Genomic DNA, 20,781 nt, shown 5'->3' with positions numbered 1-20,781 from the left:
GCAGTCCTCCTATTTATACAGTCTTACCTCTAGCCTTTCATTGTCTTTTCTCGTAGTCCCCCTTGACTCTCCCACTATAAATCTGCCTAGCTTTCTCACCGATACAAGGTCCCCTGAGGATAGCTTTAAAGAGGGCTCCGAAGTTGGAGCCCAGTTCACCTTAACCCTGTCGGAAGATACTATCGATTTGCTCTTGGCTCTAGAGACGCTGTATACTTCGCTTATCATAACATCTAGCCTCTCCGAGCTTACAACTACGACCTTGTCTTCATACTCAACTTCCTGGTTCTCTACTTCAGATAAGGGTATCTCTTTCACTTGAACTCGCTCTTTCCCTATCCGCTCCAGATTCGCCTTCACATAGTCTAGGATATCCCTGTGAAGTACAGCTTGCGCATGACCTTCTCCGATATATATATCCCCTATTTTTTCCCGCTTCACGCCTGTTCCAAGTATAGAGCCCAGATAGTCTCTATGAGACACCTCATTGAATTTAAAAGAGCCTACAATCTCTATAGCTGCTACAGGATTCTCTACATCATCTCTTGAAAGGTACTCGGGGTATATCACTATCGACTTCCTCTCGGCCTCTTCAGTTCCGCCTTCCGCGTAGTAGTTTACATCAAATCTGTTCAGTATAGACTCCGAAAGCCTTATCTGGTATGGATCTAAAAAGTCAGTCCACTCTGCTTCGTAATTCCTCTCTACTATCTCTATCTTGTCCAAGAGCCTTCTCATCGTGTCGTACTGGCCCTTGTCTTTTATATGTTCTAGATACTTCTCTTTGTTTTTCATCATGTATGCCCCTAGAAAATCATGCCCCAGAGCAATCTTCTGGCCAAGTTTATAGCCAGTATAGCCAGCAGCGGCGAGAAATCTATCATTCCAGTGTCTATATTCAGCCTCTCTATTATCTTTCTAAACGGCATCAGTATAGGCTCTGTCACGTCGTAGAGGATCCTCACAAGAGGGTTGCCATAGTCCCTCACCACTATAGAGACAATCGACCTACCTATTATAAGCCATACAACTAAATTCAAAAGAATATCTAACGATCTCACTACATTGTATATCAAAACCACTCCACCTTCTGGGAAAATTTATTTTTGCCAAGGGAATATTCCCTTGTTGCTCATCTCTTCGCTTATCTTGTTTGAATCCACTTCTACATTGTTAGGCGCCAGCACGAATATGTCCTTTGCAACCTTCTGCATATTTCCCTCCATTGCATATATAGCTCCGCTTAAGCAGTGGAATACGTTCCCCTTCACTTCCCCTTCTAGCCCGAGCATATTTATGACTATCAGCTTTCTATTTTTAAGTTCTTCTATTATGGTTGTAACTTCATTGTATGCTTTAGGCTCGTATATCATCACCTTTGTGTTTGCATTTGTGTGAGTGTGTATGCTGACCACTTTGTTGTTCTTGGTTTCAGTCTGCTTAGGTGCACTTTCAAGTGTCTCATACTGCTCCTCTTCGTACTCATACTCCACTTCTTCCTCGTCGTCTAATCCCACAATATATTTAACTTTATCCAATAGTCCTGACATTTTACATTCCTCCTAATTGTAGTTTCTCTTCCCAAAAATCCCTGTACCAACTCTTATCATATTGGCACCCTCTTCTAAAGCTATCTCATAGTCGTTTGTCATCCCCATAGACAAGTACTCCATATCGAAATTAGAGTAGTTTTTAGACTTTATCTCTTCGTACAGCTCTTTCATGGTCCTGAACACATACCTTGTCTTTTCAGGATCTTCTTCATATGGCGCTATAGTCATAAGCCCCTTTACTTTTATGTTCGGATAGCTGAGGAGGCTCTCTGCAAAAGAAGCCACTTCTTCGACTTTAAGTCCGAATTTGCTCTCTTCTTCTGCCACATTTACCTGTATAAGAACTTCTGCAACTATCCCCTTCTGCTCTGCTCTCTTCTGTATCTCTACTGCTAGACTCTTTCTGTCAAGCGAATGTATAAGATCCACCTTATCTATTATGTACTTGACTTTGTTGGTCTGAAGATGCCCTATCATATGAATTCTAGGATTCCCCTCTATCATTTCATACTTGTCCTGTATCTCCTGCACCTTGTTCTCTCCAATATCGGTTGTCCCAAGCGCTATCGCTTCGTTTATCATGTCTACGCCTTTTGTCTTGGTGACAGCTATAAGCACTATGTCGTCTACAGTTTTGCCTTTTGACGAAAGCGCCTTGTCGATCCTAGTCCTTACTTCTTCTAAATTCTCCTTTATGCTAATTTTAAACACCTCCTAGTTTACCACCTGATTCTCTCTTACAAACATGCTATTTTCAAACACTTCATCAAACACCTGAAGTGATCTAGCCGTTACGGTTTCGCCTTTCTTCTTGTACTCTATACTGCCTTGTTCCTCGTCGTTTACTATAGAGTATTCGTCCCCCTTGTAGAGCAGTCTCACAGGAATAAACTTCACTATGCCGCTTACTTCCTTTATATAGACTCCCCTCTGTCCATCTTGCTCTGTTATGGCAGAGCTCGGAACCCTAAGTCCGCTGTACCTGCCTTTTACTATAGCTACGTCTACGTATCTGTCATCATAAAACCTGTGAAGCCCCTCATTGAACTCTATCACCATCAACGCTCTGTCTTTGATATCCAACTGTTTTATCTTGCCCTTGAGAGCGTACTCTCCTTTGTTGAATTCAACCTCCACGCTTGTCTTATCTTTAAACTCGTTGCCGTAGGCCTTGTCTATGTCCAGCGCCATGTACCATATATGTCCTTCTACAGTCTTGACTCCTTTTGAAATATCTTTTTTCTCGGCAGACTTTATTCTGCCCTTTATCTCATTGTATTTAGCGCTATCCAGCTTTTCAAGCGCTTCAAAGTTTAACTCTTCTTCAAAGCCATCTAGCTTAGATGAAACAACACCGGGAGACTTTGCAAAATAAGTCTCTTTTCCAGTTTTAAGCTTTTCCTCAGTCTGGCTTCTTGTGGACTCCAACTTCTCTATCTCTTCTTTGAAGAAGCTTTCATTGCTCTTTGTTCCGTTCTGAATATCTCTTCTTATGGACTCAAGCCTTTCGTCTTCTAACTTGGTCTTTTCCCTAAGGTGATTCACATAGCTTTCTACTGCGTCTTCTTCCTTTTCCTTAAGGCTTCTAAGCCAGCTGTACTCGTTTAAAAGCTCTGTGTAGAGCTGTATGCTCTCATTTGCAGTCTGGAGCTCTTGCTCCAGTGAAGCATAGTCTTTGGACTTTGAAACCGCTATCGTCTCGCCCGAGCCTATGCGCTCACCCTCTTTTTTCGCAAACTCCAGATTTTCAGCGCTACGGGTGTAAACGGTCTCTTTTTTGAAAAGTATCCCCTTTGAATCTATCTTGTCTGTGAATACCTCTTTCTCTACAGGCTTTGTGCTTATATGAGAAGACAACACCATAGGCACAGCCCTTATTATAAAATACCCAATTATAACTGAAATAACTAAAATTCTGATAATTTTTTTCTGTTTTTTCGAACTTTTTCTCTTTTTTCTTCTTTCCTCTATATTAGTAACTTTACCACTCAAAAGACCACCTCTTATAGAATAAAGCCTTCATTTAGAAAGCTTTAAAAAACATACCGTACTTGCTGACCACTTTTACACGCCTTATATTTTCCAGCTTGCATTTTTTCAGCTCATCTTTATCTGTGTATATGAGTATTTCATCATCTTTCTTTCTAGCACCCAGGACTACTCCTTCAAGCTTACACCTTTCCTTCATAAAGAGCCTTATTTCGTCCCCGGCCCTTATAACTTCTCCGTCTACAAGAAATGTCTTTATCTCAGCTTGGTCTATCTGTTCTTGAGTCAGATTTTTTTTATCAATGACTATGGTATTGGACTTCAGACTCATCTTTTCCTTCAAAACCGAAAGCACATAGCCAAACACGCTCACCATGAGCAGAACAGTCAAAAGCTGAATAATCTCTTTTAGTACCATCTCGTTCCCGTCCTTTGCTATTTCTCCCAAGATGCCCTTTCGCTATCTAGAAGCTCTTCCATCTCATTTTTCTTGTTTCTCATCATAAGCCTCTCCATAGAGTCTTCCACTTTTCCGCCTTCATACAGCACGCTGTAGATTTCACTTGTTATAGGCATTTCCACTCCGTACTTTTTAGCCAGTTCATAAGCAGCGTCGGTAGTCTTTATACCCTCTACAGCCATGCCTATCTTTTCTCTAACCGACTCTCTTGAATGGCCTTCTCCTATCAGTATCCCAGCCCTTCTATTTCTGCTGTGCATGCTGGTGCATGTGACTATCAAGTCCCCCATGCCTGAGAGCCCTGAAAAAGTAGAGCTTGAAGCCCCCATCATCCTGCCAAGCTTCGCCATTTCCACAAAACCCCTGCTCATAAGGGCGGCTTTTGTGTTGTCACCGTATCCAAGCCCATCAGATATTCCTGCGCCAAGTGCTATTATGTTCTTGAGCGCTCCCCCAAGCTCCACACCTACAAGGTCTGGGTTCGTATAGACTCTGAATCTAGGTGTCATAAAGAGATCCTGCACAGCTTCAGCTGTCTCTCTCTTTCTAGATGACACCACAACTGTAGTAGGAATACATCTCGCAACCTCTTCGGCATGCGATGGTCCAGAAAGCATGCAGTAATCTATATCCCCTAGTTCTGATTCTACTACTTCAGATATCCTTAGTAAACTGTTTATCTCTAGTCCTTTAGACACATTCACTATAGTCGCACCGCTTTTAAGCTTTCCCTTCAGGTCTTTTAGGACATTTCTCACACCTTGAGTAGGAACAGCGTTGACTATGAAACTTCTGTCTTTCACAGCCTCTGATATATCAGAAACTATGCAAAGCTCCTCTGGAAGCTCTATTCCTGGAAGGTACTTTTCGTTCTCCCTTTTCTTCATCATAGCTTCAGCCTGATCCCTGTCCCTAAGCCATATAGATACATCTATCCCCTTTTGGCAGAGCAGTATAGCCAGCGCCGTTCCCCAGCTTCCTCCTCCTAGTACAGCGATTTTATCTCTCATATTCTCCACTCCTAAACATTTCTTCTGCTAGGACTTCTTCTGTCCAAGCCTGTTTTCTGTCTTGTTTGCAAGCCTCTTTATGTTTTCCCTGTGCTTGTATATTGACATAGTTGCCATTATGATTCCGAATACAAATAGCTTTGGCTCGAAAGAGCCTCTTACCAGTATGTTCAAAAAAGGCCATATCGTTATGGCTACGATAGACCCAAGTGATACATATTTGCTCTTCGCAATTATGCTAATTCCTATAGCTATGGAAATCAGCGCCGAGAGCGGGGATATAGCAAGTCCCACTCCTATCGAAGTGGCAACTCCCTTCCCACCTCTAAACTTGAGATAGAAAGGCCAGTTATGCCCAACTATTACAGCTATTCCGGCAAAAAGGCCTCCGTCAAGCCCTAGTCCGCCCAGATTCATTCCAATATATACAGCCGCAACTCCCTTTAAAGCATCCACGAGCAATGTGATTATAGCTATCTTTTTGCCGAAAACCCTGAGCGCATTTGTAGTTCCTGCATTTCCGCTGCCATGCTCCCTTATATCGGTCTTTTTGAAATACCTTCCGATAAGATAAGATGTCTGTATATTACCTAACAGATAAGCTATCGCAGCTACGAGCAATTCAGATTTCATCCTAGTCCCCCTTTTTCTCGTTCAACTCGAATTGTATAGGGGTCCCCTTGAACTCAAAGGAATCTCTTATTTGATTTTCCAGGTACCTGAGGTAAGAGAAGTGCATAAGCTCTTTGTCGTTTACAAATATGACGAACTTAGGAGGCCTTACTCCAACTTGTGTTGCGTAGTAGATCTTCAGCCTCTTTCCCTTGTCAGAAGGCGGCTGGTTCATAAGCACAGCTCTACCTATTATGTCGTTCAACACTCCTGTGCTGACCCTCATATTGTAGCTCTCGTTGACTTCTTTTATCATTCCAAGCATTTTGCTTACTCTCTGTCCGGTTTTAGCTGAAAGGAATATGATGGGCGCATAGGCCATAAAAGAAAGCTCGCGTCTTATATCGTTTTCAAACTGAAGGTAGGTCTTGTCCTCTTTGTCCACTAGGTCCCATTTGTTCACCGCTATTATAGCAGCCTTTCCGTTGTTGTGAGCGAAGCCCGCTATCTTCGTGTCCTGCTCTGTTATGCCCTCAGTGGCGTCTATCATTATTATGACCACATCCGCTCTCTCTACAGCTGTAAGAGTCCTTACGACTGAATATCTCTCTATGTTTTCGTTTATCTTATTCTTCTTTCTAAGCCCTGCCGTGTCTATAAACACGTACTTGTCTTCTCCAACCTGAAAAGGCGTGTCTATGGCGTCTCTAGTCGTTCCAGCTATGTCGCTGACTATGACCCTGTTCTCGCCTAGTATCTTGTTTATTATAGATGACTTTCCTGCATTAGGCTTTCCTACCACAGCGACTTTCATCAGGTCTTCATCTTTCTCAGTGTCCTTGTCGTCTGGAAAGTGTGCTATGACCATGTCCAGAAGGTCTCCAAGCCCAAGTCCCTGCCCAGCCGAGATCACAGCCAGCTCGTCCATTCCCAGCTCGTAGAACTCGTACACTGTGTCTGGAGTGAGGTGTGTGTCTATCTTGTTGCATACAAGTATGACTTTTTTCTTCGACTTTCTAAGCATCTGAGCTATCTCTCTGTCTGCCGGTGTAATACCTGCCTTTCCATCTACTATAAACAGTATTACATCGCCTGTCTCTATAGCCATCTCTGCCTGGCGTCTCATCTGAGAGAGTATTATATCCTCAGTGTCCGGCTCTATACCTCCTGTATCTATCATGGTGAAGTGCTTGTTCAGCCACTCCCCCTCTGCATATATCCTGTCTCTTGTAACTCCTGGCTTGTCCTCCACTATAGCTATTCTCTTTCCAGCTAATTTGTTGAAAAGCGTCGACTTGCCGACGTTAGGTCTTCCGACTATTGCCACTACTGGTCTTCCCATATCTATCACTCCTTGTCTTCAAATATCTCTACAAATTTTGCTCCATCCACTTCTGACGGCACTACTTCTACACCTAGTCTCTCTCCGAGTTCTTGGAGCGTTATATCGTCTAAGAAAATCTCTTCGTCTCTCTTCATCATCGACCTGGATACGAGAAGCACATCTCCTACATCTTTTCCCTCGAGCGCTTTCAGTATATCCGATCCAGTAAGAAGTCCAGCGACTGTGATGTCTCTTCCAAAAAATTCATTTTCGACTTCCACCACAGCTATCTCCAGACATCTGTACTTGCTCATTACAAGCTCAGCCACCTCTTTCATAAACTCGTAGGCAAGCTTCCCTGTAGCTATTGTGTAGCGCCTTTTATTTGATCTGTTTTCAGGCTTTTGCTTGAGCGCCGAGACTATCTCATCCTCAAAAGATCTTATAAGCCCTATTCCATTTTCAAGCTGCGGAAACCCCTCATAGTAGTCAGCATCCGGTATCTCCACTCCTGACAGGATGTAGAATTCGTCTGATATAAAGGCGAATCTTGTCTTAAGCTCCGAAAGATACTTCTTCTGAAGCGCTTCCACTCTTTTCACCATCTCGTTTGCGGAGCTTCTGTCATATATCTCCACAGGGTACAGCCCCTCCCTGTACTTGGTGACACCTATAGGCACTATGGCCACGCTATTTACATTTGGATATAGCCTGGACAAGTCCTTCAATGTCCTATCCAGATTTTCCCCGTCGTTTATTCCAGGTACAGCCACTATCTGGCAGTTCATCTCTATACCAGCTTCAGAAAATCTCTCCAGTATCCCGTAGAGCCTTCCTGCGTTTTTATTGCAGAGCATCTTGACTCTAAGCTCTGGGTCTGTTGTGTGTACGGATATATTTATCGGGCTTATCCTGTACCTTATTATACGCTCGATCTCTTCCTCGCTCATATTGGTGAGAGTCACGAAATTCCCCTGCAAAAAAGAAAGCCTCGAGTCGTCGTCTTTAAAGTAGAGCGTCTCTCTCATCCCTTTAGGCAGCTGGTCTATGAAACAGAAAATACACTTGTTCCTGCAGTTCTTGGCCTGGTCTATAAGGGGGTTTGTAAAGCTTATTCCAATGTCTTCATCGGGCTCTTTCTCTATCTCAAGCTCCCAAATCTCTCCGTCCGGCTTTTGGATATCCATCTCTACATAGTCGTCTGTCACCATGTACTTGTAATCTATTATATCTTTAATAGATTCTCCGTTTACAGACAGTATTATGTCCCCAGGCTCTATCCCAAGCTCTTCAGCTATGCTTCCGCTAGAAACTTCCTCCACTATGTTTATATTTTCGTTTAAATTTTTCAGTTCCATCTATGCACCTTCTATTTTTATCGTCTCGTCTATCCATTATAGCATAAACACTGTATTTTCCCAATAAAAAAGGCAGAAAGCATATGCCTTCTGCCTGGTGTATTCAATTTAATTAAGCGTATAGTGGGAACTTCTTGCAAAGAGCTTCTGTTCTTGCAGTAGCTTCTTCTGCATTCTTGTCGATTAGAGCAAGCTTTATTATAGCAGCTATCTCTTTCATGTCTTCTTCTTTCATTCCTCTAGTAGTAACAGCTGGAGTTCCTATTCTAAGTCCGCTTGTTACGAATGGGCTTTCTTGATCGAAAGGTATAGTGTTCTTGTTAACTGTAACCTTTGACTCGTCTAGAAGCGCCTCTGCTTCTTTTCCAGTAAGTCCTTTAGCTTTAACGTCTATAAGCATTAGGTGGTTGTCAGTTCCGCCAGTTATTATTCTGAATCCTTGGTTTTGAAGTTCTTCAGCTAGAACTTTAGCGTTCTTAACTACTTGCTCTTGGTAAGCTTTGAACTCAGGCTTTAGTGCCTCTCCGAAAGCAACAGCTTTTCCAGCTATTACGTGCATTAGAGGTCCACCTTGTAGTCCTGGGAATATAGCTTTGTCTATCATCTTAGCGTACTTCTCTTTACAAAGTATAACTCCACCTCTAGGTCCTCTTAGAGTCTTGTGAGTTGTACTAGTTACGAAGTCAGCGTAAGGTACTGGGTTTGGATACAGTCCAACTGCAGAAAGTCCTGCGAAGTGAGCCATGTCTACCATTAGGTAAGCTCCAACTTTGTCAGCTATCTCTCTGAATCTAGCGAAGTCAAGAGTTCTAGCGTAAGCGCTGTATCCAGCAACTATCATCTTAGGCTTGCACTCTAGAGCTTTTGCCTCTAGCTTGTCGTAGTCTATAACTTCTGTTCCTTCTTCTACTCCGTAGTCTACGAAGTTGTAGTAAACTCCTGAGATATTTACAGGGCTTCCGTGAGTAAGGTGTCCACCATGTGAAAGGTTCATTCCAAGCACTGTGTCTCCAGGCTTAAGTGTAGCGAAGTAAACTCCTAGGTTAGCGTTAGCTCCTGAGTGTGGTTGAACGTTAGCATGCTCTGCTCCGAAAAGCTCGCAAACTCTGTCTCTACATAGGTTCTCTACAACGTCTACGTGCTCGCATCCACCGTAGTATCTCTTAGATGGGTATCCCTCTGCATATTTGTTAGTAAGGTAGCTACCCATAGCCTCCATTACGCTCTCAGTTACTATGTTCTCTGAAGCTATAAGCTCTATGTTGTCCTGCTGTCTCTTAAGCTCGTTTTCTATTGCTTCCATTATTGCTGGGTCTGATACTTTTAGGTTTTTGAAATCCATTTTGTTTTCCCCTTCCATTTTGTATTTATTTTGTTGCAAAGCTTTTGTTTTAATTAATTTATTTAATTAAACTTTATTATAATCTTTATGAGTTCTTATTTCATATATAATATAACACTTTAAGCAAATATAATAAAGAGAAATTTTCATTTTTTTAAAACTTTTTTGGCGCTATTTGATTTGCCAATCCTTGTTCCCCTATTTATAGGGTTTCACAGTTTTATGCTGAGTTTTTTCATCTCTTTTTTATGCTATACACTATATTATTTATGACATACTATTAGCCCTCTCAAGAATTTTTCCTTGCCTCCTAACTAAAATACTAAATTTCCTGAAAATATACAATTGTAATAGTTCCATAAACTTTGAACTTTGAATTAGTCTTCTAATCTGATATTATTCTTGTATATAGAATATGAGAGGGGGTATTGCTTTGCCTTACAGAATACCATTTCAAAGCACAGGAGATGAGGACAGCGAGGACAACTTCTCCTCGGCTCAAAAGAAAGCCAGAAAAGCCAAGGCCAGAAACACTATGAACATGGCCATACTTGCAGGAGAGATAATGCTCGAGTCAGGAGCAGAGACTTACAGGGTAGAAGACACCATAATAAGGCTCTGCAAGGCGATAGACATAGTGAACTATGTAGATGTATTTGTAATTCCCACAGGCATTTTTCTGACAGTAGGCTACGACAACAATATAAACACCGTTCTCAAAAGGACGAAGCCCAAGTCTGTAGACCTGAACAAGATAAGCCTTGTAAACCAGTTTTCAAGAAGGTTTGTGACTACCAACATGACTCTCGACGAAGCCATAGACTACCTTTCAAAACTGAGAGGCCTTAAGCCTTACAGCGACTTTGTAAAGTCTGTGCTCGGAGGCGGACTAGTCGGAGGCTTCTCGGCGCTTCTCTTCGGCGGATCTTTTCCAGACTTCGTCTCAGCTTTCTTTGTAAGCCTTATAGTTGTAAAGAGCAGAGAAGCAGTCGCCAGGAAGATAAACATAATAAGCTATGTAAAGGACTTCTTGGGCTCGCTTGTGGCTGGGGCTCTGGCGATTCTGTTTGTAAGCCTTGGTATAGGAGCCTCTGTAGACAAGATAATAATAGGGTCCATAATGCCCATGGTTCCAGGGCTTGCAATAACGAACGCCACTAGAGACTCCATAAGCGGAGACTTTCTTGCAGGAGTTTCTAGAGCTTCGGAAGCCATCCTCTGCGCTCTATCTATAGCTTTCGGAGTCGGTGTAGCCATAAAGTACTACACTTACTTCAACATAGGAGGTATGTAATATGTACTTTTACATAAGTCAGGCCATATACTCGCTGCTCTCCACTTTCGGCTTCGCAGTACTCTTCAACGGGCCTAAGAATTGCCTCTTGAAGGCAAGTGTCTGCGGTATGATGGGATGGCTTGCAAATATAACCGCCGGAAAGCTGATGCTATCTCCGACCATCTCTACGTTCATAGGGGCTATGACTGTAGGAATCATGGGCGAAATATTCGCCAAGCTCTTCAAGAAACCTGCGACCATGTTTATAATCCCAGGCGTGATTCCGCTAGTGCCGGGAGCTGGAATGTACTACACAATGCTCAGCCTTATAACAGGTGAGTTCAGCGAAACAGCCCAGCTCGGCAGCGAGACTGTGTTCACAGCTTTCTCGATAGCTATAGCCATAATAATCTCATCTTCGCTCAACAAGGCGCTCTTAAGGCTTTGGGAGCTCAAGTCAGGAAAAAAAGAGATAATCACCAAAAGGTGACTATCTCTTTTTTAACAGCCTAGAAACTTCAAAGTCAGCTGTACCTTTGCTTATCTTGTTTCCAAGTACCCTTATTATAAAAAAGCTGACAGCAAGCCCTACTAGACCTACTAAAAAGCCGTACAACTCATAACTTTCAACACCTATTTCCTTGAACTTCATAGTCCCGAATATCGTCCCCGCCATAAGGAGTATCAGCGGAACTAGATAGGCTAGAAATGCAGATACAAGCATTTTTTTAGTCGAACCCGATATCTCCACTATGTCCCCGACTCGCAAGTCTTTCCCGTTTGTCTTTGCTCCAACCGTCACTTCATCAGGGCTGCACTCGCCTCCACAAGAGGCGCATGAATCTCCACAGGCGGAAGCTCTTATTATTGAAATTTGAGCTATTTCGCCTTCAACTTTTACAACTCTTCCTCTCTGATCCACAATATCCCTCCTAGCGACTCTCTGCTGAGATTATATCCTTTACGACTTCCGAAGCTATTATAAGTCCCGAGACAGAGGGCACAAACGACACGCTCCCCGGCGTCTGCCTCTTTCCTGGTCTATTCTCCTCTAGCGCTATAGGATTCAGCGGCACTTCCTTAGAGTATACTACCTTGAGTTTTTTAACTCCTCGCTTCTTGAGCTCGCTTCTCATAACCCTTGCCAGCGGACATACAGATGTCTTGTACAAGTCCGAAACCTCGAGCATAGTGGGGTTCAGTTTATTTCCAGCCCCCATGGCGCTTATAACAGGTATCCCCTTCAGAGTAGCTCTCTCTATAAGGTCTATCTTAGACGAGACCATGTCTATCGCGTCCACTATATAGTCTATATCTCCACCCAAGAGCTGCTCCGCGTTTTCAGCATTGCAGAGCACAGGGTAGTCGTCTACCTCAGCCTCAGGATTTATGTCCATTATCCTGTCTTTCATGGCCTTCACCTTGAGCTGCCCAACAGTCTTTGTATTTGAATGTATCTGCCTGTTTATATTGGAAACAGCTATTTCGTCGAAGTCCACAAGCCCTAGCTTCCCAACTCCGCTTCTGGCGAGCGCCTCCGCTGTAAAGCTGCCAACTCCCCCTATGCCAAATATCAAGACTCTTGAAGCTCTAAGCTTTTCCATATTCTCTTCGCCTAGCAACATCTCTGTTCGAATGAACTTTTCGTCCATGATCCACCTCCACTTTATAATTATAAACCAAAACCCAAAACTTTTCTCTACTCACTTCTCGCAGCAAATTCTTTTGTGTATATTCTACAAAAGCCTTTTTTATCTTCTCGCTTGTATACATAATCTAATATTATACTCTATTTTTAGCCCCTCGAAGCCTGTCCGAGAAAATAAAAAAACAGGAAAATGATTTCACATTTCCCCGTCATTTTATTTTATAAGGCTATTTTTTTGAAATTTCTATGGATAATTCCTCTAATTGATTGACATCTACCTCAGTAGGTGCGTTTGTGAGGAGGCATGTAGCGCTTTGAGTCTTAGGAAAGGCTATGACGTCTCTCATATTGTCTGTGTCAGCGAGCACCATCGAAAGCCTGTCCAGCCCGTAAGCTATTCCTCCGTGCGGAGGTACTCCGTATTTGAAGGCTTCAAGCAGGAATCCAAACTTCTCCCATGCAGCTTCCATAGTGAACCCAAGAGCCCCAAACATCTTTTCCTGAAGCCCCTGATTGCTTATCCTGATACTTCCGCCACCTATCTCGTCTCCGTTTATCACAAGGTCGTAGGCCTTTGCCCTCACCTTTTCAGGCTCAGTCTCTAGAAGCTCTATGTCCTCATCTACAGGATGTGTGAAAGGATGGTGCTTGGCCATATACCTGTTCTCTTCCTCATCGTACTCGAAAAGCGGGAAGTCTACAACCCAAAGCATATTGTACTTGGACTTGTCTATTATCTCAAGCTTTTCAGCTATGTCAACTCTCAGGTTTCCTAGCACAGTGGAAACTACAGAACTCTTGTCTGCCACTATCAGTATAAGGTCTCCCTCGCTACCGTCCATGGCCTTTACTATTCCGTCTAGCTCCTCATCTGAGAGGAATTTGGCTATAGGGGAGTTTATGCCTTCATCGCTTATCTTTATCCAGGCAAGCCCTTTAGCTCCAAAAGTCTTTGCAAGGTCCTCCAGCTTTGAAACTCCTTTTCTGCTAAAGCTCTCTCCATGTCCCTTTATATTTATAGCCTTTACGCATCCGCCGTCCGCGACAGCTCCGCTGAAAGCCTTGAATTCGCTTTTCGCTACTATTTCGCTTAGGTCATTGAGCTCGAATCCGAATCTAAGATCAGGCTTGTCTGTGCCGAATCTCTCCATGACTTCGCTGTAGCTCATCCTTGGAATAGGAAGCTCTATCTCAACGCCTTTGACTTCAGAGAAAATTTTCTGTACAAGCTTTTCGTTTATGTCCAGTATGTCCTCCATGTCCACGAAAGACATCTCGATGTCTATCTGCGTGAACTCCGGCTGCCTATTGGCCCTAAGGTCCTCGTCTCTAAAGCATTTAGTTATCTGGTAGTATCTGTCCATTCCGCCCACCATCAGCAACTGCTTGAGTATCTGCGGCGACTGAGGGAGTGCATAGAACTTGCCGTCGTTGACTCTGCTCGGCACAAGATAGTCTCTGGCTCCTTCCGGAGTCGGCTTTGTGAGCATAGGTGTCTCTACATCTATAAACCCGTTTGAGTCTAGGAAGTTTCTGACCACTTTCGTAGCTTGATGTCTTTTTTTCAACTTTTCCTGCATAGAAGGCTTTCTAAGGTCCAGGTATCTGTACTTCAGCCTCATGTTCTCGGCTACATCGTCGTTGTCTTTTATATATATAGGTGGTGTCTCGGCTTCGCTCAGTATCTTGAGCTCCTCCGCAAATATCTCCACATCCCCTGTTGCCATCTCGGCGTTTTTAGACTGTCTCTCTTTGACTGTACCTCTTACAGCTATTACGTATTCGCTTCTCAGCTTCTCGGCTTTCTCGAAAGCCTCTTTTGAAACCTCTTCGTCAAACACTATCTGCGCCAAGCCAGAAGTATCTCTTAGGTCCGCAAACACCAGCGATCCCAGGTTTCTTCTCTTCTGAACCCATCCCATAAGTGTAACTTCTCTGCCTTCATCCTCTATTCTGAGATTGCCGCACATGTCTGTTCTTCTCAGTTTGCCCATAGTCTCCATCTTAATTTCCTCCCATTATAGCCTGTTCTAGTTTGTCTATTTCCACCTGCACTTGCTCCCCTGTCTCCATGTTCTTAAGCGATACAACGCCCTTTTCGAGCTCATCGTCTCCTATTATGACCGTGTACCTTGCATTCTTCTTGTCTGCGTACTTGAACTGGGCCTTTGTGCTTCGCCCCAAGTAGTCCTTGTCTCCGCTAAGACCCGCCGCTCTAATTCTGTTCAAGATCTTGAAAGCCTCTAGATCTGCGTTTTCACCCATAGAGACTATGAAAATATCAAGCCCTTCAGGCTTTGGAATCTCAATGCCGCAGCTTTCAAGCGTCAAAATCAGCCTCTCTATTCCCATTCCGAACCCTACAGCAGGCGTTGGCTTTCCGCCTAGCGACTCCACAAGTCCGTCGTACCTTCCGCCGCCGCTTACAGTCGCCTGAGTGCCTATGTCTCTAGATATAAACTCAAATGCGGTTTTTGTATAGTAGTCAAGCCCCCTCACTATTTTAGGGTCCACCACGTACTCCACATTCAGAGCGTCTAGGTATTTTTTAGTCTCTGCAAAGTGAGTCTCGCATTCACCGCAGAGATTGTCTATCATCTTAGGAGCGTCCCCTATCTCAGCTTGGCAGCTCTCGTTCTTGCAGTCAAGTATCCTCATAGGGTTCTTGTCGTATCTTCCCACGCATGTATCGCAGAGCTTCTCAAGCTTAGGCGCCAGATACGACTTCAGCTTCTCGTTGTACTCGTTTCTGCATGTCGGACAGCCTATGCTGTTTATCCTGAGCTCTATGTTCTTGAGTCCAAGCCCTTTAAGAAAGCTGTCCACAAGCGCCATCACCTCTGCGTCCATAGAGGACTCTCCGCTTCCGAAAACCTCTGCTCCAAACTGATGGAACGCCCTCAGCCTTCCCGCTTGAGGTCTTTCATATCTGAAGCAAGGTGTTATATAGTATATCTTGCTCGGCTGCGCCTCGGCGTATAGCTTGTTTTCTATAAAGCTGCGGACTACAGGAGCTGTCCCCTCAGGCTTCAGCGTTATGCTTCTGTCTCCCTTGTCGTTGAAAGTGTACATCTCTTTTTGAACTACGTCTGTAGTCTCTCCTACTCCACGCTCGAAAAGCTCAGTGTGCTCAAACACAGGTGTCCTTATCTCGCTGTAGCCAAACTTCCTGCAAGCTTCCCTGAACTTGCACTCTAAATACTGCCATTTATACGATTCTGAGGGCATAACGTCGTTTGTGCCCCTAGGTCCCTTAACTAGCATCAAATCATCCTCCCTATGCTACTTGAATAGCTTTTTTCTCTCCACCATCTCCGCAACTCTTCCTATATAGTCGTCCAGGTTTTTCACATTCGGCACCCTCTCAAACCTGTCTTCATAAGGATAGTACACTTTGGAAATAGCTCCGGCTCCAAAGGCCATTATAGTCTCTTTTTCTTCCATCATCATTATATTGTATATGCACTCTCTTTCAGGCAGAGCGTATCCTATATTCTCGAAGTTTCCAAGTATCTGCTTCTGCCTGTACATATAGTAAGGCTGCATCCCCATGTCTCCAGCCGAATGTCTTGTGATCTCAAGCATCCTCTCTATCTGCATCTGCTCCGCCAGATTGTAGGACTCTATTTCCTCTTTCAGCTTGGAGCTTCTCTTTACAGCCATTGTGTGGACTGTGAGGTTTTCCGGCTTCAGCTTCTCTATCTCATCCATGGTGTGCGCCACTTCGGCCTCCCCTTCTCCAGGGAGCCCCACTATTATGTCCATATTTATATTTTCAAATCCAATCTCCCTTGCAAGCTCGAATGAATCGACTATGTCTTTAGGCGAGTGGCTTCTCCCTATTGCAGCGAGGGTAGCTCTGTTCATGGTCTGCGGATTTATGCTTATCCTGTTTACTCCGTAGGATTTCATGACTCTGAGCTTCTCGCCAGTTATGGTGTCCGGCCTTCCGGCCTCGACCGTAAACTCGGCTATTTCCTCTCTGCCGAAATATCTGTAGACTTCCTCCATAACTCTTGAAATCTGACTTGGCGACAACGTCGTAGGCGTTCCACCGCCAATGTAGACAGTGTGTATTCTTTTGCCTTCAAGCATAGGCATAGTTCCTCTTACCTCCTCTATCAGCCTGTCCACATATACTTCGGGCACTTGGAGCTCCCCATTTAGGGAATTGGACGGGAAAGAGCAGTAAACGCATCTAGTCGGGCAGAAAGGTATGCTTATGTAGATGCTGTACCTGTCCTTGTCTAGAGGGTATATATACTGCCTCTCTGTCTCGGCTATGCCGTCTATAAGCGCTATCTTTTCGTCCGAGACAAGGTACTCTCTGGCCAGAAGCGACTTTATCTCAGGCACCGTCCTGTCTTTTTCAGTCAACGAGTGGATTATCTTGGTCGGCCTTATACCGGTGAGTATCCCCCAAGGCGTCTTCCTGCTTTTCAGCTTTGCAATAGCCTTGTAGATGCTCTTCTTTATTCCCGTCTTGAGCTGCTTTTTTTCATCCAGCTCAAGCATGTCTATGCTCGATATATCTTCCACTTCTCTTGAAACGACTTCTCCGTCTAGGTATATTACTGTTTCGGACAGTTTCCCATCGCCTGAAATAGAATTTTCAATCAAGATACAGCTTTCTTCAGCCTCTACATGGTCTTCTACAAAGCCTATCTTCTCACTGAAGAAAAAGAGCTTTACAAGCTCTCCTACTTCGTACTTGAAGTCATGACCCACAAGCCTCACGTATACCATATCTAAAAAGTCTCCAGATTTCTTATAAACGGATTTGTGGCTATTTCGTCTCTAAGCGTTGTAACTGCGCCGTGCCCCGGAAGAACTACAGTCTCAGGGTCAAGTGTCAGCAGCTTTCTCTGCACAGACTCCACAAGGTCGTCTCCACCACCGTAGAGGTCCGTCCTCCCTATAGAGCCTTTGAAAAGCGTGTCCCCGGTAAACAGCTTGTCGGAGACTTTTATGCAGATGCATCCCCTTGTATGACCCGGAGTGTGCAGTACCTCGAGCTTCAAGCTTCCAAGCTCTAAAACCTCCCCGTCTTCAACTTCTGTAAAGCCCTCTACAGTCACAGGCTCTATTGGCATCATGTCGGACAGATTCTTCTCAGAGCTCCTCAAGAGCTCGGCGTCCGCGCTGTGTACGTAGACATCGACTCCGTACTTCTCTTTCAGCGCATTTACACCTGCTATATGGTCTCCATGTCCATGTGTAAGCAGTATGCAGCTCAGCTTCAAGCCATGTTCTTCCAGTATCTTTTCAACTTCCTCCGGCTCTCCGCCTGGGTCTACCACTGCTGCTTCTCTCGTGTCTTCACATGCAACTATATAGCAATTGGCTCCGTATACGCCTAGCGGCTTTCTCTCTAAAAACATACGATATTCCTCCTAAAAAAACTCTAATAAACATTATATCACAAGGCGTGTCCTAAAAAAACAGAAAAGCAGAGACCTTAAGTCTCCGCCCAAACAGTATTTCCCTTAAAAAAGCCTCTTGCTGTCAAGCATTATAGTCACAGGGCCGTCGTTTAAGAGCTCTACTTTCATATCTGCTCCAAACTCGCCAGTCGCAACTGTTCCCAGTCCCTCTGTGTTTCTGAACTTCTCTATCAACTTTTCGTAGTAGCCTTCGGCTATGTCAGGCGCTGCCGAACTTGAAAAGCTAGGCCTTCTTCCCTTTCTAGCATCTCCGTAGAGAGTAAACTGCGAAACCACCTGTATGTCCCCTCCAATGTCTAGAAGAGACAAGTTCATCTTGTTGTTTTCGTCCTCGAAGATCCTGAGCTTCAATGTCTTCTCATATATATACTCAAGGTCCTCTTCTGTATCCTCCCTGCCTACACCTAAAAGCACCAGCAGTCCTCCGCCTATTTCACCTACCGTGTTTCCATCTACTACTACCGAAGACCTCTTGACTCTCTGCACTACTGCTCTCAAAAAATCACCTCTATCCTGTGACCCTGTACACATCCATAACTCCTCTCAGCCCCTTTATCTTCTTCATAAGGCGCTTGAGCTGGTCTACGTTATTTATCTCCAGAGTCATATTTATAAGCACTATATTGTCTTTCTGCGTACGAGCGTTCAGCGAGCTCACTGCCAGCTTCGCCTCTGCAAGCAGAAGTGTTATCTCGGTCAAAAGTCCCGTCCTGTCGGAAGCCTTGACCTGTATTTCAGCCTTGTAGGAAGTCTTTTCAGTTTCCGCCCACTCCACTTCTATAAGCCTCTCACCTTCGTCGATTTCAGCTATATTCATGCAGTCTCTTCTGTGTACCGAAACTCCTCTTCCCTTTGTCACATATCCGATTATCTCGTCCCCCGGGACTGGATTGCAACATCTCGAGAACTTCACCTTTATATTCTCTATGCCCTTTACAATCACTCCAGCGCCTTGCCTCTGCTCTTTTTTAGGCGACGGAGCAACCCGTTTCTCTTTCTCTTCCAGTTTTTTAGGGTCGTCTTTATGATGTTCCCTGTACATCTCTTTTAACTTAGAGAGCACCTGGGAAAGTGTCACGCTTCCGTACCCTACAGCCGCATAGAGGTCGTCTATAGATTCAAAGCTCAGCTTTTCAGCCACTTTTTTCAGCCAGTCTTCTTTCAAAAGCTCTGTCAGTCTGTAGCCTTCATGCTTGACCTCTTTTTCAAGCATGTCCTTCCCTCTGACTATGTTCTCGTCTTTTTCTTCTTTTTTGAACCAGTTTCTTATCTTGGTCTTGGCCTGACTGCTCTTCACTATCTTCAGCCAGTCTCTGCTTGGCCCTGCACTACCCTGGGAAGTGAGTATCTCAACTATGTTTCCATTCTTGAGCTTGTAGTCAAGCGGAGCTATCCTGCCGTCTATCTTTGCCCCTACACATTTATTCCCCACCGCCGAGTGGACTTTGTATGCAAAATCTATAGGCGTGGATCCAGCCGGGAGGTCTATCACATCGCCTTGAGGCGTGAATACAAATACCTCGTCGTTGAAGAAGTCTATCTTGAGCGACTCCATAAACTCCTCTGGGTCTTTCAGTTCGTTCTGCCACTCCATAAGCTGCCTTATCCAAGTCAGCTTGCTCTCGAAGTCCGCCCCAGAGCTCTTGTGCTCTTCGTCAGCTACTCCCTCTTTGTACTTCCAGTGGGCCGCGATTCCATACTCTGCAACCCTGTGCATATCCCATGTCCTTATCTGTATCTCGAAAGGCTCTCCGCTCGGCCCTATCACAGTTGTATGGAGCGACTGGTACATATTGGGCTTTGGCATGGCTATATAGTCCTTAAACCTTCCCGGTATAGGCTTCCACATAGTGTGCACTATCCCCAGCACTCCGTAGCAGTCCTTTAGATTGTCTACCAGCACCCTTATGGCTGTGAGGTCGAATATCTGTTCAAAGCTCTTGTTCTGATAGTACATCTTCTTGTATATGCTGTAGAAATGCTTGGGCCTCCCGCTTATCTCGTGCTCTATTTCTGTTTCGTCCAGCTTTTCCCCAAGCTTGCTCATCAAGTCATCTATGAGCTTCTCACGCTCAACCCTCTTTTTGTTGACCTTCTCCACAAGGTCGTAGTAGCCGGCCGGGTCTATAAACCTGAGAGATATATCCTCTAGTTCCGCCTTCATCTGAGACATTCCGAGTCTGTGAGCTATAGGGGCGTATATCTCAAGCGTCTCCATCGCCTTTTCCTTTCGCTTGGCTTCAGACATATGTGTAAGCGTCCTGGAGTTGTGGAGCCTGTCCGCCAACTTTATTATTATGACTCTTACGTCCTTTGCCATGGCTATTATCATTTTCCTGAGGTTTTCAGCCTGATTTTCCTGCTTTGTCTTGAACTTCAGTTTCTTAAGCTTTGTAACGCCGTCCACTAGATCCGTTATCTCTACTCCGAACTTCTTGCTCATAGCGTCGTATGTCACTTCTGTGTCCTCTATCACGTCATGCAGCAGTCCAGCGCATATGGTAGACACGTCCATGCTGTAGTCTGCGAGTATCATGGACACGTTGAAAGGGTGTATAAAATAGCTCTCCCCAGATTTTCTAAATTGTCCTTCATGAGCTTTTTCCGCAAAGTGATAGGCTTCCACTACCAACTCTATATTTCCGTTCGGATTATAGCTCGTTATCTTGTTTATCAGATTTTCTAGCATTCTCCCCAACCTCTCAATAAAAATCTATTTCTAAATATAGCTTTTTCAGCCTATAAAAACCAGTCTTTTTTGAAAT

The 20,781-nt window shown here is 44.3% G+C and carries 21 protein-coding genes; 2 read left to right on the top strand and 19 right to left on the bottom strand.

What is annotated here, in order from left to right; all coding sequences use genetic code 11:
• Window positions 1-9 precede the first annotated feature (9 nt).
• The 11 genes from EUAN_RS05825 to EUAN_RS05775 all read right to left on the bottom strand — a co-directional run bounded on the left by EUAN_RS05825 (window position 10) and on the right by EUAN_RS05775 (window position 9,648).
• On the bottom strand, window positions 10-798 hold the full coding sequence (locus tag EUAN_RS05825; RefSeq protein ID WP_071062650.1) for a YlmH family RNA-binding protein: 789 nt from the start codon (window positions 796-798) through the stop codon (window positions 10-12).
• Between the two features lie 8 nt (window positions 799-806).
• Complete coding sequence (locus tag EUAN_RS05820; RefSeq protein ID WP_211266290.1) at window positions 807-1,076, bottom strand: YggT family protein; 270 nt, start codon at window positions 1,074-1,076, stop codon at window positions 807-809.
• Between the two features lie 24 nt (window positions 1,077-1,100).
• Window positions 1,101-1,550 carry a cell division protein SepF gene (locus tag EUAN_RS05815; protein WP_071062646.1) on the bottom strand — a complete coding sequence of 150 codons (450 nt, stop codon included), beginning with the start codon at window positions 1,548-1,550 and terminating at the stop codon, window positions 1,101-1,103.
• A 12-nt stretch (window positions 1,551-1,562) separates the two neighbouring features.
• Window positions 1,563-2,255 carry a YggS family pyridoxal phosphate-dependent enzyme gene (locus tag EUAN_RS05810; RefSeq protein ID WP_071062726.1) on the bottom strand — a complete coding sequence of 231 codons (693 nt, stop codon included), beginning with the start codon at window positions 2,253-2,255 and terminating at the stop codon, window positions 1,563-1,565.
• 12 nt (window positions 2,256-2,267) lie between these two features.
• Window positions 2,268-3,545 (bottom strand): biotin/lipoyl attachment domain-containing protein, encoded by a 1,278-nt coding sequence (locus tag EUAN_RS05805; RefSeq protein ID WP_071062644.1) that lies wholly within the window; start codon window positions 3,543-3,545, stop codon window positions 2,268-2,270.
• A 31-nt stretch (window positions 3,546-3,576) separates the two neighbouring features.
• Window positions 3,577-3,990, bottom strand: coding sequence for a hypothetical protein (locus EUAN_RS05800; protein ID WP_084655758.1), 414 nt, complete (start codon window positions 3,988-3,990; stop codon window positions 3,577-3,579).
• Window positions 3,978-5,012, bottom strand: coding sequence for an NAD(P)H-dependent glycerol-3-phosphate dehydrogenase (locus EUAN_RS05795; protein ID WP_071062642.1), 1,035 nt, complete (start codon window positions 5,010-5,012; stop codon window positions 3,978-3,980). The genes EUAN_RS05800 and EUAN_RS05795 overlap by 13 nt, the downstream gene beginning before the upstream one ends.
• 27 nt (window positions 5,013-5,039) lie before the next feature.
• Window positions 5,040-5,645, bottom strand: coding sequence for a glycerol-3-phosphate 1-O-acyltransferase PlsY (gene plsY / locus EUAN_RS05790; protein WP_071062640.1), 606 nt, complete (start codon window positions 5,643-5,645; stop codon window positions 5,040-5,042).
• Between the two features lies 1 nt (window position 5,646).
• Complete coding sequence (gene der, locus EUAN_RS05785; protein ID WP_071062639.1) at window positions 5,647-6,966, bottom strand: ribosome biogenesis GTPase Der; 1,320 nt, start codon at window positions 6,964-6,966, stop codon at window positions 5,647-5,649.
• Between the two features lie 5 nt (window positions 6,967-6,971).
• Window positions 6,972-8,306, bottom strand: coding sequence for a DUF512 domain-containing protein (locus tag EUAN_RS05780; RefSeq protein ID WP_071062638.1), 1,335 nt, complete (start codon window positions 8,304-8,306; stop codon window positions 6,972-6,974).
• A 112-nt stretch (window positions 8,307-8,418) separates the two neighbouring features.
• Window positions 8,419-9,648 carry a serine hydroxymethyltransferase gene (locus tag EUAN_RS05775; RefSeq protein ID WP_071062636.1) on the bottom strand — a complete coding sequence of 410 codons (1,230 nt, stop codon included), beginning with the start codon at window positions 9,646-9,648 and terminating at the stop codon, window positions 8,419-8,421.
• Window positions 9,649-10,081: 433 nt separating this feature from the next.
• Here EUAN_RS05775 and EUAN_RS05770 point away from each other — a divergent pair, with 433 nt between their 5' ends.
• Window positions 10,082-10,942, top strand: coding sequence for a threonine/serine exporter family protein (locus EUAN_RS05770; protein WP_169817347.1), 861 nt, complete (start codon window positions 10,082-10,084; stop codon window positions 10,940-10,942).
• Between the two features lies 1 nt (window position 10,943).
• A complete protein-coding gene (locus EUAN_RS05765; protein ID WP_071062634.1) occupies window positions 10,944-11,414 on the top strand; it encodes a threonine/serine exporter family protein in 471 nt (156 codons plus the stop codon).
• Here the strand turns inward: EUAN_RS05765 and EUAN_RS05760 are convergent, their stop codons facing one another.
• The 8 genes from EUAN_RS05760 to EUAN_RS05725 form a co-directional block, all read right to left on the bottom strand.
• The gene (locus tag EUAN_RS05760; protein WP_071062632.1) at window positions 11,415-11,846 is read right to left on the bottom strand and encodes a SoxR reducing system RseC family protein; all 432 of its coding nucleotides are present in this window, start codon (window positions 11,844-11,846) and stop codon (window positions 11,415-11,417) included.
• Window positions 11,847-11,856: 10 nt separating this feature from the next.
• Window positions 11,857-12,576: a tRNA threonylcarbamoyladenosine dehydratase gene (locus tag EUAN_RS05755; RefSeq protein WP_071062630.1), complete on the bottom strand. Its 720-nt coding sequence runs from the start codon at window positions 12,574-12,576 to the stop codon at window positions 11,857-11,859.
• A gap of 223 nt (window positions 12,577-12,799) precedes the next feature.
• Window positions 12,800-14,575, bottom strand: coding sequence for an aspartate--tRNA ligase (gene aspS, locus EUAN_RS05750; protein ID WP_071062628.1), 1,776 nt, complete (start codon window positions 14,573-14,575; stop codon window positions 12,800-12,802).
• Window position 14,576: 1 nt separating this feature from the next.
• Window positions 14,577-15,836: a histidine--tRNA ligase gene (gene hisS / locus EUAN_RS05745; RefSeq protein ID WP_071062626.1), complete on the bottom strand. Its 1,260-nt coding sequence runs from the start codon at window positions 15,834-15,836 to the stop codon at window positions 14,577-14,579.
• An 18-nt stretch (window positions 15,837-15,854) separates the two neighbouring features.
• On the bottom strand, window positions 15,855-17,318 hold the full coding sequence (gene hemZ / locus EUAN_RS05740; RefSeq protein ID WP_071062624.1) for a coproporphyrinogen dehydrogenase HemZ: 1,464 nt from the start codon (window positions 17,316-17,318) through the stop codon (window positions 15,855-15,857).
• Window positions 17,319-17,320: 2 nt separating this feature from the next.
• Window positions 17,321-17,953: an MBL fold metallo-hydrolase gene (locus EUAN_RS05735; RefSeq protein WP_071062622.1), complete on the bottom strand. Its 633-nt coding sequence runs from the start codon at window positions 17,951-17,953 to the stop codon at window positions 17,321-17,323.
• 105 nt (window positions 17,954-18,058) lie between these two features.
• Window positions 18,059-18,514: a D-aminoacyl-tRNA deacylase gene (gene dtd, locus EUAN_RS05730; RefSeq protein ID WP_071062620.1), complete on the bottom strand. Its 456-nt coding sequence runs from the start codon at window positions 18,512-18,514 to the stop codon at window positions 18,059-18,061.
• A gap of 10 nt (window positions 18,515-18,524) precedes the next feature.
• A complete protein-coding gene (locus tag EUAN_RS05725) occupies window positions 18,525-20,705 on the bottom strand; it encodes a RelA/SpoT family protein (RefSeq protein ID WP_071062618.1) in 2,181 nt (726 codons plus the stop codon).
• Window positions 20,706-20,781 lie beyond the last annotated feature (76 nt).

The organism is Andreesenia angusta (assembly GCF_001855385.1).
Classification (GTDB): Bacteria; Bacillota; Clostridia; order Tissierellales; family Gottschalkiaceae; genus Andreesenia; species Andreesenia angusta.
This window is presented reverse-complemented; position numbering and strand designations above follow the sequence as displayed.